Source organism: Cytobacillus sp. EB106-05-05-XG126, from assembly GCF_058791715.1.
In genome coordinates this window covers 48274-64251 of the sequence record NZ_JBYTDU010000013.1, presented here as the reverse complement: position 1 = coordinate 64251, position 15978 = coordinate 48274, and the positions used below count along the sequence as shown (strand labels likewise).

Genomic DNA, 15978 nt, shown 5'->3' with positions numbered 1-15978 from the left:
ATCAAACTCTCCATATAAGAGTTGATTAAGCTCGTTTGTCTTTTCGAAAAAGACTAATGATTTAAACGTTGACGTTTGTTCGTTCAGTTTTCAAAGATCAATCCGCCGCTCAGAAGCGACTTTCTTAATATATCACATGCCAACTTCGACGTCAACAACTTTTTTTAAGTTGTTTTTATTGGTGCTTTCCGTCATCAGCGACGTTTATTAATATACCAAGATACCAATAAGAAGTCAACAACCTTTCAGAGTTTTTTTCTTCACACCCCAAAAAAATCACCCCTTCTTTTCATGATGCTGGCGGGAACGCATGTATTTCAGGCAGTCTGCTGGCGTAGCCATACGCTGAAATAAGGAAAATAAAATTTTGTATCGTTCCTCCATCGCTCTTTTGACAATATGGTCGATTCTGTCATCTTTTAAATCAAATAATATTTCGTCCATTTCCCGCTTGATCAGATACTCCATTTCTTTTAGCTCTTTTTGGCTTAAAAGCATTCCCATCATTTTGATTGCCTCCAATACATTTTTCAATTTGTTTTTTGTAGTATTTTTCCAATTAAGTTTTTTTATGAATAAATTTTTTTATACATGGAAGAGACAAGTTCAGCATAGGTATGAGACTAGGAAGGTATCGGACGAGGTGAACGATAATGAACTTTTTTTACGTATTGAATGGTAAGTCTTTAAAACAAATTTCACTGGTTGTCATTGCAGCATTTTTCACGGCATGGTTCCTCTTCATGCAGAGTTTTGTCCACTTGCCTGCTTTTTCAGCCAAAGACGGGCCTAAGGCGATATACAAAGGGGAAAAGGATATTGCCCTCACCTTTAATATAGGATGGGGGGATGTTAAAGCAGAGCCCATATTGGATATCCTTAAAAAAGAGAATGTTAAATCTGCGACCTTTTTCCTGGCCGGTTCCTGGGCGGAGCGCCATCCGGATTTAGTTTCAAGGATTGTGAAAGAAGGCTATGAAATCGGAATTCTGGGCTATGGCTATGAAGATTATACAGAGCTTGAAGAGGATAAAATCAGAAGGGACCTTGCAAAGGCGCAGGAGGCATTTAGAAAACTGAATGTTAAAGACATTAAGCTTGTACGCGCCCCAACAGGGCATTTTGATCAGAAAACCTTAAAGGTTGCTGACCGGATGGGTTATACCGTTGTCCATTGGAGCGTCGATTCAAAGGATTGGACGAATCCGGGTGTTGAAAGGATTGCAGAGAACGTATCAAAAGCCAAAAAAGGAGATATTGTACTATTGCATGCATCTGATTCTGCCAAGCAAACAGCCAAGGCTCTTCCGCTCATTTTAAATGATGTAGAGTCCAAGGGGCTCAGCTTTGTTTCCGTCTCAGAAATGATTGCGAATGCCGAGACAAAGACAAATGAAATTAAATAAAACAAAAGCCATCCGTTATTTGGATGGCTTTTTAGCTATATGGCTTCTTTGCTTTTGAGAATCTTCATTCAGCTTATGAAGAATAAGCAGCTGATAGGTGTTGCAGACTAATAACGGAATCAGCATTAGATATAGCCAGCTTTCTTCGTTTACCCTTAGTACCGGCACCCACTCGATGGCGGTTACGACCACCATGAAGAAGACTGCAGGAATAAAGGCATGCTGGTTGGTCTGTTTGGTTTTAATTGCTGCGACCACAAGAGCGACTATAAGAAGGAATGCTGCAACGCCAACATACGGAAGCATGCTGTCTCCCGCACCGGCAAAAGCCTTATAGCGGAAATAAACCAAGTCAAATAAAGCAAATAAAATAAGGACAATTTGAATAGGATTCCATAATCCTTTGAAAATCCCCAATCCAAAGCGGTGTACTGTCAAATAAGCAAAAAAGCCCATTTGGCTAATAATACTGAAGATTAATCCTACACCGATAAGCCAGAACAATACTGACAGAATCTCCAGGAAATCGAAGTCAGTAAAAATAGGCGCAAATTCATCCCAGCGCACAATAAACCCGACAACTCCCGTCGTTATTCCTCCGACTAAAAGAGTTGTTATAAAAAGCTTTACCCAATTACGGCTAGTCAATTTATTTTTCCCCCATAATAAATAAATTCATTCTTATTGATTGTACCAACCAAAGTTTGAAAAATCTAGGCATTGTATTTCCAGCGCATAATATTTGCTGAAAATCTTCATTCTAAAGGTAAGGACACCTCTGAAAGGAGCTTCACCATGAAAAAAACATTCCGTTTGCTCCTTCCATTAGCGCTAGTGTTTTTCGTATCAGGCTGCGGCCAAGGGGAATCGGGCGCCGGCCAAATGGATTATGAGCAAACTAAAAAAATGGTTGTAGATATATTAAAGACAGATGAAGGAAAAAAAGCACTCGAAGAATTGATGGCTGATGAAAAAATGCAGCAAAAGATGGTCATGGACCAAAAGGTTGTAAGTGAGACCATTGAAAAGACCTTAACTTCCGATAAAGGCACAGAGTTTTGGAAGAAGTCCTTTGACGATCCAAAGTTTGCCGAAAGCATGGCAAAAAGTATGCAAAAGGAAAATGAGCAACTTTTAAAAGACCTTATGAAAGACCCTGAATACCGGGGGATGATGATAGAAGTACTTAAAGATCCCGAGCTTGAAAAAGAAGTTACAGATGTCCTTAAAAGCAAGGAATATCGGGAGCACATTCAGAAAGTAATGACTGAGACATTTGAAAGCCCGCTCTTTAAAGCCAAAATTCAGGACATCCTTCTGAAAGCAGCAGCGGAAACGAAAAGCGGCGGTGAGCAGGGCGGACAAGAAAGCGGGGGTGAAGGCGGCGGCCAGGGTGAAGACCAAGGCGGCGGTGGCGGCCAGGGCGGCGGAGCATAACCCCTATAAGAAGAAAACCTCTTCCATTTTGGAAGAGGCTTTTTTCATTATTTGCTTTCAATTGTTTGGATAACTTTACGGGCAATATCCGTATAGATTTGACCAAGCTTATGGTCTTTATCATAAATGGACGGAGCAAAATCTTCCTCATTCCAGTCAGGCTGCTGTAGTGGAAGCTGGCCCAGCACTTCTGTCCGCAGTTCATCAGCTAGCTTTTCACCGCCGCCTTGGCCAAATACGTGCTCTCTTTCTCCAGTCAATTGACTTTCGAAGTAGGCCATGTTCTCGATAACACCCAAGATTTCATGCTCTGTTCGAAGTGCCATTGCACCAGCTCTGGCAGCAACAAATGCGGCGGTAGGATGCGGAGTTGTCACAACAATTTCCTTGCAGGAAGGAAGCATAGTGTGCACATCCAGGGCAACATCTCCTGTTCCCGGAGGCAAATCAAGAAGAAGGTAGTCTAATTCACCCCACTCAACTTCATTGAAGAAGCTGTTCAGCATTTTGCCAAGCATTGGCCCTCTCCAGATAATCGGCGCATTATCTTCCACAAAGAATCCCATTGAAATCACTTTAACGCCAAAACGTTCAACCGGCAGAATTCGTTCTCCCCTGACCACAGGGCGCTTTGTAATGCCCATCATATCCGGAACGCTGAATCCATAAATGTCAGCATCGATCAGTCCAACTTTTTTGCCCAGCCTTGCCAGGGATACAGCCAGGTTGACCGAAACAGTGGATTTGCCGACTCCGCCTTTTCCGCTGGCAATGGCAATGAATTCCGTCTTATTACCAGGAGAAAGCAGGCCTTTGTCCTCTTCCGCCGCTGCCTCTCTATATTGTGAAAGCACTTCATCCGGAAGCTCGCTGAAGCGGATGCCGACGGTCGCCGCCCCTGCTTCTTTTAAAAGATTGACGACTTCCGTCTGAAGCTGAAGCTGTTCAGCTGTACCTGTCTTGGCAACTTGAATCTTAACGCTGACATGATTCTTTTCTTCCTTGATTTTAATTTCTTCAATGGCGTTAAGTTCGCCCAATGTTCTATGTATAAATGGTTCCTTCAAGCCGTTCAAAGCTTCTCTGACTTTCTGTTCAGTTAACATACATTGCACCCGCCTTTTGAATTCGTTTCCATTTCAGTATAACATATTGAAAATTCTTTACAGTTAATTGTATCACACCGGAAAAATATTCAAAAAAGAAAAGGCACTTTCTCAGCACCTTTTCATTCCCATGTTTCAGTCAATTCTTTTTCATTGGTATAGTAGCGCATAATTCCATTATAGATGGAGGCAGCGATTTTATCCTGATATTCATCCGTTTTCAGGTTTGCCCGTTCCCCCGGGTTTGATAAGAATCCCACTTCTACTAAGACACCCGGCTTTTTGGCGTATTTTAAAATGAATACATTGTTTAAAGGCTTGGAATTTCGCTTCGTATTTTCCAGGTTGCGGCGGAGTTCATCCTGTATGAATTTCGCCGCTTTGGCATTTTCCTTTATCCCGGGCGCATAGAAAGTCTGCGCACCGCTCCATCGGGGAGAGGGAATCGAATTTAAGTGGATGCTGACATAAAAATCAGAATTAGACGTATTTATCATTTCAAGCCGTTTCTTCAGGTCTTCTACTTTTCTCCGGCTGTATCCCCTCGTTCCCTCTGGTGCGAGGTCCCTGTCATCCTCCCTCGTCATGAGCACAAGCGCTCCCTGCTCCTGGAGATAATCCCTTACTTTTAATGATACTTCCAGCGCAATATCTTTCTCGAGTGCCCCTTCGTCACCTGCCCCGCCATCCGGGCCGCCATGTCCGGGATCAAGCAAGATGATCTTACCGGTTAAAGGCAGATTCCACGATTCCCAGGAATCATCATCCGTAAAGTCATATTGCAAAATAAGAAAAAGGACGATAAGCCCGATCGCAAACCCGCCTATTTTTAATTTCTTCTTCATACGCCCTAATCAGTCCCCTCCTGCTTATCCTCATTTCAATATATGGGACAAGGCGGAGATCTAGAACTTCGATCAGGACAGCAGTCTGATCAAAATCACTTTTCAGTGGAGACGCAATTTATGCCTTCTCTCCCCTTTATTGAATCCTTCCGACCACCAGCTGTTTACGTATTGCTCGCACATATAATAAAGGGATTCACTCATAACAGCTTCCGAACCATGACCCCAATAAAGGAAAAAGTTATATAGTGTATCCACTAAATGCTTATACTCTTTTTCACATCTATATCGGACCTGATCCAGCGATTCGCCATACCGCCCAAAACGGCTGTAGTTTGCCCCCAGCAAATAGGCTTCAATCGCTACATCATAGCAGGCCTCCTCAATTCCGGCATTCATCATCAGACCGGAGACAAATCTGGAAGAACCAAAAAATTGCTGTACTTTTTCTTTTAAGGCTTTTATCGAAATTTCCCGAAGGACTGATTTTTCATATTTGATCTGTTTTTCTCTTTTTTTCTCTTTGAACGTCGTTATGACAGTCACGTTTCTCACCCCTTGTAGATAGTCTTTATCTGCAGCGGGAGAGAAATGCAAAAAGCAGCCGCAATTGGGCTGCCAATTTTTTATCGAAAAGCGGAAGGCGCCCGCTTATAAAGGAACGCAGACTAAAACCGCCACGTCCTTCCAAAAGCTGCCGCTTTTGGTCGTGCGATGTTTATACTAACGAAGCCTTCCTTGTCCTGCGGGCCTCAAGCATAAGACAAGCCGGCTGAAAGGTTGTTCTTTACCTTTTAGACGGATTGAACGAAATGTGGAGGCGACTGCCCAGGGACGACTAGCATAAGACGGTCCCTGTAAGATGGTGTTCTTTCCTTCTGGAAGGGAACGCCTTAGACCAGAGAGCCAATGGCGTCTGGAGCTAGACAGTTATCTAACTTCAGGATTAATTCTTATTTTTTAGAAAAGCACCAGCCGGAGCTGATGCTTTTTAGAAAAACTTATCGAATCTGCCCATTTCCGGACATGAGATATTTGCGTGTTGTTAATGCAGGCAGACCCATCGGTCCTCTAGCATGGAGTTTTTGTGTGGAAATGCCGATTTCCGCTCCAAAGCCAAGAGCGCCTCCATCCGTGAATCTCGTGGACGCATTATGATACAGCGCCGCAGCATCTGTCAGCTGCATGAACTTTTTGGCTGTTACCCCATTTTCGGTAATAATCGCCTCAGAATGCTTGGTGCCGTATTGATCAATATGATCGATGGCCTGTTCAAGACTATTCACTATTTTCACAGCTAAGTCCAGGCTTAAATATTCATTTGCCCAATCACTCTCTCCGGCTGGCATAACATCAGGCAATGCAGCTGCTGCAGCCTCATCACCATGTACAGTAATCCCGTGCTTCTTAAGAGCTTCTGCAAGCAATTCTTTATGCTGATCCAGCCATGCTTCATGAACAATCAGCGTTTCTGCTGCATTACAGACTGCGGGACGGTCAGTTTTGGCATTAATGAGGATATTGATCGCTCTTTCCGGATCTGCTTCTTTATCAACATAGATATGGCAGTTTCCAACTCCTGTTTCGAGTACAGGCACTGTCGCATTCTCAACTACAGCTTTAATGAGGGATGCGCCGCCTCTCGGAATTAAGACATCAATATGCTCTTTCATGGTGAACAGCTGCTTTGTCGCTTCTCTGTCTGCAGTGGCAATGAATTGGACAGCTTCTTTAGGTATCTTTGTTTTTTCAAGAGCTTCATGTATAATCTCGACGATAGCCTGATTCGAATTCAGTGCTGATGACCCGCCTTTTAAGACAATGGCATTTCCTGATTTCAGCGCAAGACCAGCCGCATCGGCAGTTACATTAGGTCTTGCTTCATAAATCATGCCGATGACACCAAGCGGAACACGGACCTCTTCCACCTTCAGCCCATTATCCAAAGTCCAGCCCGACATAACATCTCCAATCGGGTCGGGAAGTTCAGCTACCTGGCGAAGGCCGTCTGCAAATTCATAAACCCGCTCCTTCGATAATGACAGGCGATCCATATATGCCTCTTCGAATCCTTTCTCCCTGCCATTTTCAAGATCGGCCCTATTAGCTGCAAGTATCGATTCATATCCGGTTTCCAATGCCTCTGCAACTATATAGAGTGCTTCGTTCTTTTCTTCCGTTGTTAAAACACTTAACGTTTTGGCAGCCCTTTTTGCCTTTATTGCCTGTTCTTCTACATTATTTATCTTTACTGCTGATGCAGTAGTCATTGAATCCCTCCTAAAAAGTTTAAACAAGTGCCGGCAGCTTAAAGTCGCGTGAGCATACAAACGTTTCCTGAGCTATGGCCGGTTCAAGCTCTTCATCTGCTGTATGGGCGTTTAACTGATCGTTTGAATAGTTAATGCGGCCGAGGCCGATTTCTTTTCCCTCTTCATCCAAAATGCGGACGACCGCTCCATCCTTAAACCGCCCTTTGACTTCCTGAATATCAGAGCGGTAAAGATTTTCCTGATGATCCACAATGGCTTCTATCCCATGGGAATTAATGGTCACCTTCCCTTCAGGACCTGAGTGGAACGCAATCCACTGCTTTTCATTATCCAGATTAAATGCATCCGGCTCCGGCGTGAAGTAGGTGCCTCTCGCTCTGTTTTCCACAGCTTCCATTAAAATATTTTCCGTTCCTGCTTTTCCTAAAAAGGAGTCAATCCCTGCAGCCATTGCAATTTTTACTGCCTGGATTTTTGACTTCATGCCCCCTGTTCCTACAGCACTGCCAGATCCTCCTGCAGCCGCTTCGATTTCAGGTGTAATGCTGTGAACCCTCTCCAGAAGAGTCGCATGAGGATTATCATTCGGGTTGCTGTCATAGAGGCCGTCAATGTCAGATAAAATAATCAGTAAATCTGCATCAATCAGACCAGCCACTTTTGCAGCCAGAGTATCATTGTCTCCGAAGCGCAGGCGATCGACTGTAACCGTGTCATTTTCATTTATGATCGGGATGATGCCTCGCTCCAGCAGCACATTCATGGTGTTATGCATATTGCCATAGCGATTTTCATCAGAGAAATCGCTTCTGGTAATCAAGATTTGTGAAGCTACGTAGCCATGAGATAAAAAGAGTTCTGAGTAAGATTCCATTAATAGCCCCTGGCCTATTGAAGCTGCAGCCTGTTTTTCCGGAAGGGAAGAAGGCCGGTCAAGACAGCCAAGCTTCCTATATCCTGCTGCAACAGCACCTGATGACACAACTGCTGTTTCATAGCCGGCATCCTTCAGCTCGACAATTTGCTCAGCAAACTTTTCAAGCTTTCTGCGGCTGATCTCCCCGTGCATGCTTGTTAATGAGCTGCTTCCAATCTTAATAACAACTCTTTTTATCTGCTTTTCTTTCATCAACATCCAATACCTCCTGTGAACTTGTAAATCCATTTCCCTTAGGAAGTGACAAGAGCACCTTCCAACTCTTCACTGATCTCCTTCGAACGTTTGGCGGCATGCTCAACTGCCTGTGTGATGGCTTCGCCCCCGTTGTATCTCCTTAATGCTTCCAGTCCTGAGGCGGTCGTGCCATTAGGAGAAGTCACTTTCTCTCTTAGAGAAGTTGGCGTTTCTTCCTTTTCAAGCACCATCTTAGCTGCTCCAAATATCGTCTGGGCAACAATTTTGCGGACAGTCTCTTCATCCATTCCTTTTTGCACCCCTACCCGCTCCATATTTTCCATCAGATAATAGAAGTAAGCAGGACCGCTTCCGGCTAATCCTGTAAAAACATCCATCTGGTCTTCATCGATGGTATACACTTCACCCATGCATTCCAGCAATTCCTTTACCATTTCCACATTGGCCATGCTCGTATTCTTTCCTGCCACGACAGCCGTCGCAGATTCCTGAATCATGCTAGAAGTATTCGGCATCACACGCACTACCTGCTGCCCCGGATTTAAATGCTCTTCCATGAACTCTGTTGTAACGCCTGCCAACACGGAAAGAATCACCTGGCCGGGATATAATTTGTCTTTAATGGAACGAAGAGCTTCTTCTGCTCCTTTTGGCTTCATGGCTAAAATAAATAAATCAATTTCCTCAAATGGAAGTTCGTTTTGCGGTATGGCACATACACCATACTGATCTTGAATCTCTTCCAGTCTGTCTGCATTGCTCCTGTTCGTTACAAAAACTCGATCAGGTGACATTTTTTCAGCTGTAATGACTCCTGAGATCATAGATTCCGCCATTGACCCTGCCCCTAAAAATGCGATTGTTTTATTGGCTAACATGGACATCCTCCTTTAGATGAAAAACTGTTCGTATATCCGTTCGTATTTTATCAACGTTATCTATCGTAACATGCTCAAATACAGATTCAAGGGTATTAGGGAAAGACGGGAGGATAAGGGCGAGATAGTGAATGAAAACGCTAACATATACGGTCTAAGCTCCGCTGAGGCTCTCTCATCGTAAATAATCCTCTCTCAGCCCGATATTTGCAATAATATAATTTCCAATTTTTCAACGCTGCCGAAATAAAGCCTCAGCTTGCTGGGTGGGCTGCAGGGAATAAAGGGAGCAGAGGTTAAATAAAATAAGAAAAAAGCTCCCAGCCAAAATGGCTGAGAGCTTTGGTAAGCAATAATTAACGCTTTGAGAACTGAGGAGCACGACGAGCACCTTTAAGACCGTATTTCTTACGCTCTTTCATACGTGCGTCACGAGTTAATAGTCCTGCGCGCTTTAATGTTGGACGGAATTCAGGATCAGCTTGAAGCAATGCACGAGCGATGCCGTGGCGGATTGCGCCAGCTTGACCAGTGTATCCACCGCCGTTTACATTTACAAGAATGTCGTAGCTGTTTACTGTTTCAGTAGCTACAAGCGGCTGTTTTACAACTTCACGTAAAGCTGCAAAAGGAATGTATTCTGTGATTTCACGACCATTGATGATGATTTTACCGTCGCCTGGAACTAAACGAACACGTGCAACGGAGCTCTTACGACGACCAGTACCAATATATTGAACCTGTGCCAAGTTAATAACCTCCCTAAAAATTATCCACGAAGTTCGTAAACTTCAGGTTGTTGTGCTTGGTGCTTATGTTCGCTACCAGCATATACGTGTAATTTCTTGAACATTTGACGGCCAAGAGAGTTCTTTGGAAGCATGCCTTTGATAGCAAGCTCAAGCATTCTCTCAGGGTAGTTTGTACGCATTTCAAGAGCAGTTCTTGTTTTTAAACCGCCTGGGTGCATGCTGTGACGGTAGTAGATCTTGTCAGTAAGCTTTTTCCCAGTAAGTTCGATTTTTGAAGCGTTGATAAGAATTACATGATCACCAGTATCAACATGTGGTGTATAAGTTGGTTTATGTTTACCACGTAGGATTGACGCTACTTCACTAGCAAGACGACCAAGAGTTTTGCCTTCAGCATCAATCACGTACCATTTACGTTCGATATTGTTTGCATTCGCCATAAACGTTGTACGCATCAGTTTCCCTCCTAATAATTCCATTCATAATCAATTTTTTGGTTTATCTATTCGACACAATAAGTTCCGGGGCTTATCGTGGTTTTAATAATAATACCATATGCTATAATATAACTTTGACAGTCTATTGTCAAGCGAATGTTACACCTGGTTTAGTTGTTTTAAAATCTTTTTTTATTTGCGTTTGGCTTTACAACGCGCCCTCGCGGTTCCTCATTAGGATTTTCCAAATTTTTTATAAGATTTTTCTTTATCAATACTATTAGCCCTATGAATGGAGTCCGTTGATTTCCGCTGCGGACACTTGCTTTCCACGGGGAGTAATGAGAGCCTCCTCGGCTTCGCCTGCGGGGTCTCTCACTTTCCTCGCTTCCCGTAGGAGTCAAGTGCCCTCCGCTCCAATCAACTCTGTATAAAAACCAAAATACCACCTTCACCAGCAGATAATCTTAATAAAAAACTTCCCACAAATATAAACCCTGGGGAGGAGCTGTTTTTCCTGCAGCTGATCTGTTTTTTTCCTTAAGGACAGCTGGCATGGATTCGGGGTCTCTTTCCCCTGAGCCGACTTCCAGAAGGGTGCCTGTCAGGATCCGGACCATATTATATAAAAATCCAGTGCCTCTAAATCGGAAGATGATCATGTTCCCTTCTTCAAGAACATCTATCTCCTGGAGTTCCCTGACTTTATCCTCCACTTCCGTCTTGGCGGAGCAGAAGCTTGTGAAATCATGTGTCCCTATTAAACCCGCTGCCGCCTGTCTGATCGCATCCTTATTTATTGGGTACGGGTACTGATAGGCATATTGGCGTTTAAACGGGTCCCTCCTGGAGGATCGGTGCACGAAGTACCGATATTCCTTCCCTTTTGCATCAAAACGGACATGAAAGTCATCTGACACTGTCTCCGTCCCGATGATGGCCACATCATCCGGCAGCAGGGAATTAAGGGCAATTTCCCATTTTTCAATCGGAATATTCAAAGGGGAATCGAAATGAATCACCTGGCCCCTTGCATGGACACCTGCATCGGTTCTGCCTGAGGCAGTCACCCTGATGTCTTTTCCTTTATGAATCTTCTTTAAGGCCCGTTCCAGCTCTCCCTGCACAGTCCGCTTGCCAGGCTGCACCTGATAGCCTGCAAAAAGGGTGCCGTCATACGTCACAATACATTTAAATCTTTGCATAAGGTCACCCCATTACGTTCTCAGCAGGATTAACAACAGAGCCAGGGCTGCAAGCATGGCGAGCATTGCCGTATCCTTCAGGCCCCAGCTAAGCTGCCTGTATTTCGTTCTGCCTTCCCCGCCTCTATAGCCGCGTGACTCCATCGCCACAGCAAGCTCTTCAGCCCGCTTGAACGAGCTGACAAACAAAGGAATTAAAAGAGGTATAATGGCTTTAACACGTTCTTTTATCGGCCCGCTTGTAAAATCGGCTCCCCTGGCTGTCTGGGCCTTCATGATTTTATCGGTTTCCTGCATGAGTGTCGGAATGAAGCGGAGAGAAATCGACATCATCAAAGCCAGTTCGTGCACTGGAAACTTCACTTTATTTAATGGATTGAGCAGACTTTCCAGACCATCCGTAATTTCAATCGGAGTTGTGGTTAAAGTCAGAATAGAAGTCATCAGAATGAGCAGGAAGAAGCGCAATGAGATGAAAATCCCCTGTCTCAAACCTTCCTCATAGATTGTAATCCATCCAAACCGGAAGAGAACTTCACCCTCTTTTGTCAAAAACAAATGGAGGAATAAAGTGAAAATAACAAGCAGAAGGACCGGCTTCAATCCTGTATAGATAAACCGGATCGGAACCTTCGATAAAGCAATCATAAGAAAGGTATAAACCGTCAGAAGACCGTATGTCAGCAAATTATTTGCCAGAAAGACGATGCACACGAATAAGAAAATAAGGACAAGCTTTGAACGGGGATCCATCCTATGGATGACAGACTCGGCCGGAACATAGCGCCCAAAAATCATTTTGTCCATCATGTAGCTGTCCCCCTTTTCATCACAGCAGCAATCTCATCCGTCAGCTCATCCATTGTCAGACACGTCCTAGAAAGACGGACGTTAAGTGATTTTTCCATTTTCAGCTGAAAGCGGACAACCTCCGGAACATCGAGTCCAAGCTTAAGCAAGCCTTCCGGAGATGAAAAAATTTCTTCCGGTGTTCCCTTTTTGTAGACTTCACCGTTGTGCATGATGACAATCTGATCAGCATAGCGGGAAGCATCCTCCATGCTATGTGTCACAAGCACCGTCGAGAGCCCCCTTGTCCCATGCAGACTGTAGAACATATCCATGATTTCCTTTCGGCCCCGCGGATCGAGTCCTGCAGTAGGCTCATCCAGGACAATGACATTAGGCTCCATTGCCAGCACTCCGGCTATGGCTACCCGTCTCATTTGGCCGCCTGACAGGTCAAATGGGGACTTGCTTAAAATTTCTTCCGGCAGGCCCACCTGTCCTATAGCTGCTCGCGCTCTTTTTTTGGCTTCCTCTTCTGTAACTCCGAAGTTCATTGGACCAAAGCAAATATCTTTCTCGACCGTTTCCTCAAACAGCTGATGCTCAGGAAATTGAAATACGATTCCGACTCTTTGCCGGATTTCTTTCAGGTTTTTTTGTTTCTTTTCCGGGTTGATCATCCGGTCTCCAATCACCACCTGGCCTTCTGTCGGCTTAAGCAGGGCATTTAAATGCTGGAGGACAGTCGACTTGCCTGACCCGGTATGACCGATGATCGCTAGAAACGTGCCAGATGGAATATCGATGGAGACATCCTTTATTGCAAGACGTTCAAATGGCGTATTAATCTGATAACGGTATTCTACATTTTGGAGTGAGATGTCCATAATTCTTCCACCAACTCTTCTTCAGATAGATAATGTCTAGATAACGGCAATCCTTTTTCTCTTAATACCTTGCTAAGCTTCACAGGAAAAGGAATATCTAACCCCAGCTTTACAAGCTCCTCATCCATTTGAAAAATTTCCTCAGGCGTGCCTTCCCGATATAGCTTGCCTTTGTTCATGACTATGATGCGGGTTGCCTTTGCTGCCTCCTCCAGGTCATGAGTGATGGAGATGACGGTCATCTGATAATCCCGCTTGAGCTCTCTGACAGTTTCAAGTACCTCTTCACGCCCTCTTGGGTCCAGCATGGATGTTGACTCATCGAGAATAATAATATCCGGCCTTAAGGCAATGACACCGGCAATGGCCACCCTTTGTTTCTGTCCTCCGGAAAGATGGTGCGGCTCTTGATTAAGAAATGATGTCATTTTTACCTTCTCCAGTGATTCTGTAACACGCTGAACCATGTCATTTCTTTCAATACCATGGTTTTCTAAACCAAAAGCCACATCATCCCGTACGGTCGTTCCAACAAACTGGTTATCCGGATTTTGAAAAACCATGCCAATCTTCTTTCTTACTTCCCATACCGTCTCTTCACTCAATGAAGTTCCGCCTACTGTAATGCTGCCTTCCAGAGGAAAGTGCAGGCCATTAAGCAATTTGGCAAGTGTAGATTTTCCGGAACCATTATGCCCGACTATTGCGAGCCATTCTCCTTTATATATATTAAAAGAGACATTGTCCAGAGCATATGCAGCTTCTGCATCGTACTTAAACGAAACATTTTTTAATTCTACCAGCGGCTCGGTCATTTGAAGTCCTCCTCTCAGCTCTGCTTCTCTATTTCAGCTCTGCTCTAATAATGAAAAAACCCGCCATTGTTGGCGAGCTTTAAATAGTTCGATAATAGGTTATGTTACCGGATAGCAAGCGTTGAATGATACCATTCTCCCACACTTGTAATACACAAGAAATCTGGATTTCTGCTATCTAAGCTTATTGGATGCCTATTATGCCTCCCTATTAAAAGCTCATACTGACGCAGTATGGTGGTTGGTTCTTGCTATTGTATAAATGTTCAGAGACACTCGATTTCCTTATGGTTTATGAACATACTGAATTTAAAAAAGCCTGCACCTCTTTCCGTCAGGCAGTAAACTGCCGGGCGCATTTCTTCTTTCCGGAAGAGGTGCATGAGCTAGACGAGTCAATGTACCAGGCAATGGGGAATCTATTGTTCATCCATTCCTGTTTACTAGCTGTACATGCTCATCGTAACGCTCGTTTTTGGCCTGATTTCGGCGTTCCTTACAAATTAAGGAAACAGCCATTTTTATAGAAAAAGGGCAAAGAACAAGTTCTATGAAACCGTCCCGCGCCCTTTCCTTAAAAAATTATACTAACTCGATGATTACCATTGGCGCACCGTCTCCACGACGAGGTCCAAGTTTCATAATACGAGTGTATCCGCCTTGGCGCTCTTCATAACGAGTTGCGATGTCGCTGAATAATTTTTGAACTGCATCCTGGTCAGTTTCAGCGTTAGCTACCTCGTTGCGAACAAATGCAGCTGCTTGACGGCGTGCATGCAAGTCGCCGCGCTTTCCAAGAGTGATCATTTTCTCAACAACTGAACGAAGTTCTTTCGCACGAGCTTCAGTTGTTTCGATGCGCTCATTGATGATTAGATCTGTTGCTAAGTCACGCAGCATAGCTTTACGTTGTGAGCTAGTGCGTCCTAACTTTCTGTATCCCATGAAAGTTTCCCTCCTTTGTTGAAGTCATTCAATCTGCTGAAAGCAAACATGCAGATAATCAATTAATCATCATTAATCAATCGTCTTTGCGTAAGCCCAGTCCAAGATCTTCTAATTTATGTTTTACTTCCTCAAGTGACTTTCTGCCAAGGTTACGGACCTTCATCATATCCTCTTCAGTCTTATTGGCTAATTCCTGAACAGTATTGATGCCAGCGCGCTTTAAGCAGTTGTAAGAACGCACAGACAAGTCAAGTTCTTCAATTGTCATCTCAAGTACTTTCTCTTTTTGGTCTTCTTCTTTTTCAACCATGATTTCGGCATTTTGAGCTTCGTCAGTTAAACCGACAAAGATATTCAAATGCTCAGTTAAGATCTTCGCTCCAAGTGCAACCGCATCTTGAGGACCTGTACTGCCGTCAGTCCAAACATCGAATGTTAACTTATCAAAGTTAGTCATTTGACCCACACGTGTATTCTCTACCTGGTAAGAAATACGAGATACTGGAGTGTAGATGGAATCAATCGGAATCACACCGATTGGCTGATCTTCTCTCTTGTTTTGGTCAGCTGGTGTATAGCCTCGTCCGCGTCTTGCAGTTAAACGCATGCGCAGGTGGGCATTCGAACCAAGAGTAGCAATATGAAGATCCGGATTTAGGATTTCAACATCGCTGTCATGTGTTACGTCAGCTGCCTTCACTACACCCTCACCCTGAACATCGATTTCCAATGTTTTTTCTTCATCAGAGTAGATTTTAAGTGCTAGTTTTTTAATGTTTAAAATGATAGATGTTACATCTTCTACGACGCCTTCAATTGTTGAGAACTCATGAAGTACCCCATCAATTTGGATCGATGTGACAGCGGCACCTGGGAGTGAGGATAAAAGGATACGACGTAAGGAGTTACCCAAAGTTGTACCATACCCACGCTCAAGTGGCTCGACGACGAACTTGCCGTACTTGGCATCATCGTTGATCTCAACCGTTTCGATTTTTGGTTTTTCTATTTCGATCATCAAAATATACCCTCCTTCAAAACGTCGAAACCCCGGCTAGCAATCTC

Annotated in this window: 18 protein-coding genes; 2 read left to right on the top strand and 16 right to left on the bottom strand. The window is 44.0% G+C overall.

Features of this window, described 5'->3' with window-relative positions; translation table 11 throughout:
- Window positions 1-276: 276 nt before the first annotated feature.
- Window positions 277-507 (bottom strand): hypothetical protein, encoded by a 231-nt coding sequence (locus AC3WTL_RS21635; RefSeq protein WP_048011491.1) that lies wholly within the window; start codon window positions 505-507, stop codon window positions 277-279.
- Between the two features lie 146 nt (window positions 508-653).
- Here AC3WTL_RS21635 and pdaB point away from each other — a divergent pair, with 146 nt between their 5' ends.
- Window positions 654-1406, top strand: a complete 753-nt coding sequence (pdaB, locus tag AC3WTL_RS21630) for a polysaccharide deacetylase family sporulation protein PdaB (RefSeq protein ID WP_197212357.1) — start codon at window positions 654-656, stop codon at window positions 1404-1406.
- Between the two features lie 15 nt (window positions 1407-1421).
- Here pdaB and AC3WTL_RS21625 read toward each other — a convergent pair whose 3' ends face one another.
- Entirely contained in the window at window positions 1422-2054 is a 633-nt protein-coding gene (locus AC3WTL_RS21625) for a KinB-signaling pathway activation protein (RefSeq protein WP_048011493.1), read from the bottom strand.
- A gap of 147 nt (window positions 2055-2201) precedes the next feature.
- Between AC3WTL_RS21625 and gerD the strand changes: the two genes are divergently transcribed.
- Window positions 2202-2843: a spore germination lipoprotein GerD gene (gene gerD / locus AC3WTL_RS21620; protein ID WP_492369996.1), complete on the top strand. Its 642-nt coding sequence runs from the start codon at window positions 2202-2204 to the stop codon at window positions 2841-2843.
- A 47-nt stretch (window positions 2844-2890) separates the two neighbouring features.
- Here gerD and AC3WTL_RS21615 read toward each other — a convergent pair whose 3' ends face one another.
- The 14 genes from AC3WTL_RS21615 to AC3WTL_RS21550 form a co-directional block, all read right to left on the bottom strand.
- Window positions 2891-3949: an Mrp/NBP35 family ATP-binding protein gene (locus AC3WTL_RS21615; RefSeq protein WP_492369995.1), complete on the bottom strand. Its 1059-nt coding sequence runs from the start codon at window positions 3947-3949 to the stop codon at window positions 2891-2893.
- Window positions 3950-4071: 122 nt separating this feature from the next.
- Window positions 4072-4794, bottom strand: coding sequence for an N-acetylmuramoyl-L-alanine amidase CwlD (gene cwlD / locus AC3WTL_RS21610; protein WP_135147989.1), 723 nt, complete (start codon window positions 4792-4794; stop codon window positions 4072-4074).
- A 102-nt stretch (window positions 4795-4896) separates the two neighbouring features.
- Window positions 4897-5340: a YbaK family protein gene (locus AC3WTL_RS21605; protein ID WP_048011497.1), complete on the bottom strand. Its 444-nt coding sequence runs from the start codon at window positions 5338-5340 to the stop codon at window positions 4897-4899.
- 455 nt (window positions 5341-5795) lie between these two features.
- Window positions 5796-7064 (bottom strand): glutamate-5-semialdehyde dehydrogenase, encoded by a 1269-nt coding sequence (locus AC3WTL_RS21600; protein WP_222501372.1) that lies wholly within the window; start codon window positions 7062-7064, stop codon window positions 5796-5798.
- A 19-nt stretch (window positions 7065-7083) separates the two neighbouring features.
- The gene (gene proB, locus AC3WTL_RS21595) at window positions 7084-8202 is read right to left on the bottom strand and encodes a glutamate 5-kinase (protein ID WP_222501371.1); all 1119 of its coding nucleotides are present in this window, start codon (window positions 8200-8202) and stop codon (window positions 7084-7086) included.
- Window positions 8203-8237: 35 nt separating this feature from the next.
- A complete protein-coding gene (gene proC / locus AC3WTL_RS21590; protein ID WP_492369994.1) occupies window positions 8238-9080 on the bottom strand; it encodes a pyrroline-5-carboxylate reductase in 843 nt (280 codons plus the stop codon).
- Between the two features lie 356 nt (window positions 9081-9436).
- Entirely contained in the window at window positions 9437-9829 is a 393-nt protein-coding gene (rpsI, locus tag AC3WTL_RS21585) for a 30S ribosomal protein S9 (RefSeq protein WP_048011502.1), read from the bottom strand.
- A 20-nt stretch (window positions 9830-9849) separates the two neighbouring features.
- Complete coding sequence (gene rplM, locus AC3WTL_RS21580; RefSeq protein ID WP_048011503.1) at window positions 9850-10287, bottom strand: 50S ribosomal protein L13; 438 nt, start codon at window positions 10285-10287, stop codon at window positions 9850-9852.
- Between the two features lie 449 nt (window positions 10288-10736).
- Window positions 10737-11474 carry a tRNA pseudouridine(38-40) synthase TruA gene (gene truA / locus AC3WTL_RS21575; protein ID WP_163144784.1) on the bottom strand — a complete coding sequence of 246 codons (738 nt, stop codon included), beginning with the start codon at window positions 11472-11474 and terminating at the stop codon, window positions 10737-10739.
- Between the two features lie 12 nt (window positions 11475-11486).
- The gene (locus AC3WTL_RS21570) at window positions 11487-12284 is read right to left on the bottom strand and encodes an energy-coupling factor transporter transmembrane component T family protein (RefSeq protein ID WP_048011505.1); all 798 of its coding nucleotides are present in this window, start codon (window positions 12282-12284) and stop codon (window positions 11487-11489) included.
- On the bottom strand, window positions 12281-13150 hold the full coding sequence (locus AC3WTL_RS21565) for an energy-coupling factor ABC transporter ATP-binding protein (protein WP_248349376.1): 870 nt from the start codon (window positions 13148-13150) through the stop codon (window positions 12281-12283). Before AC3WTL_RS21565 ends, AC3WTL_RS21570 begins: the two co-directional genes overlap by 4 nt.
- Window positions 13126-13965 carry an energy-coupling factor ABC transporter ATP-binding protein gene (locus AC3WTL_RS21560; RefSeq protein WP_492369993.1) on the bottom strand — a complete coding sequence of 280 codons (840 nt, stop codon included), beginning with the start codon at window positions 13963-13965 and terminating at the stop codon, window positions 13126-13128. Before AC3WTL_RS21560 ends, AC3WTL_RS21565 begins: the two co-directional genes overlap by 25 nt.
- 582 nt (window positions 13966-14547) lie before the next feature.
- Window positions 14548-14910 (bottom strand): 50S ribosomal protein L17, encoded by a 363-nt coding sequence (rplQ, locus tag AC3WTL_RS21555; protein WP_009336608.1) that lies wholly within the window; start codon window positions 14908-14910, stop codon window positions 14548-14550.
- Between the two features lie 76 nt (window positions 14911-14986).
- On the bottom strand, window positions 14987-15931 hold the full coding sequence (locus AC3WTL_RS21550) for a DNA-directed RNA polymerase subunit alpha (RefSeq protein WP_048011509.1): 945 nt from the start codon (window positions 15929-15931) through the stop codon (window positions 14987-14989).
- Window positions 15932-15978: the final 47 nt, after the last annotated feature.

Excerpts from the sequence above, each read along its gene's own strand:
- AC3WTL_RS21635 (WP_048011491.1), bottom strand. The coding sequence starts at position 507 with ATGATGGGAATGCTTTTAAGCCAAAAAGAGCTAAAAGAAATGGAGTAT.
- pdaB (WP_197212357.1), top strand. The coding sequence starts at position 654 with ATGAACTTTTTTTACGTATTGAATGGTAAGTCTTTAAAACAAATTTCA.
- gerD (WP_492369996.1), top strand. The coding sequence starts at position 2,202 with ATGAAAAAAACATTCCGTTTGCTCCTTCCATTAGCGCTAGTGTTTTTC.
- AC3WTL_RS21615 (WP_492369995.1), bottom strand. The coding sequence starts at position 3,949 with ATGTTAACTGAACAGAAAGTCAGAGAAGCTTTGAACGGCTTGAAGGAA.
- cwlD (WP_135147989.1), bottom strand. The coding sequence starts at position 4,794 with ATGAAGAAGAAATTAAAAATAGGCGGGTTTGCGATCGGGCTTATCGTC.
- AC3WTL_RS21600 (WP_222501372.1), bottom strand. The coding sequence starts at position 7,064 with ATGACTACTGCATCAGCAGTAAAGATAAATAATGTAGAAGAACAGGCA.
- proB (WP_222501371.1), bottom strand. The coding sequence starts at position 8,202 with ATGTTGATGAAAGAAAAGCAGATAAAAAGAGTTGTTATTAAGATTGGA.
- proC (WP_492369994.1), bottom strand. The coding sequence starts at position 9,080 with ATGTTAGCCAATAAAACAATCGCATTTTTAGGGGCAGGGTCAATGGCG.
- rplM (WP_048011503.1), bottom strand. The coding sequence starts at position 10,287 with ATGCGTACAACGTTTATGGCGAATGCAAACAATATCGAACGTAAATGG.
- truA (WP_163144784.1), bottom strand. The coding sequence starts at position 11,474 with ATGCAAAGATTTAAATGTATTGTGACGTATGACGGCACCCTTTTTGCA.
- AC3WTL_RS21570 (WP_048011505.1), bottom strand. The coding sequence starts at position 12,284 with ATGATGGACAAAATGATTTTTGGGCGCTATGTTCCGGCCGAGTCTGTC.
- AC3WTL_RS21565 (WP_248349376.1), bottom strand. The coding sequence starts at position 13,150 with ATGGACATCTCACTCCAAAATGTAGAATACCGTTATCAGATTAATACG.
- AC3WTL_RS21560 (WP_492369993.1), bottom strand. The coding sequence starts at position 13,965 with ATGACCGAGCCGCTGGTAGAATTAAAAAATGTTTCGTTTAAGTACGAT.
- rplQ (WP_009336608.1), bottom strand. The coding sequence starts at position 14,910 with ATGGGATACAGAAAGTTAGGACGCACTAGCTCACAACGTAAAGCTATG.
- AC3WTL_RS21550 (WP_048011509.1), bottom strand. The coding sequence starts at position 15,931 with ATGATCGAAATAGAAAAACCAAAAATCGAAACGGTTGAGATCAACGAT.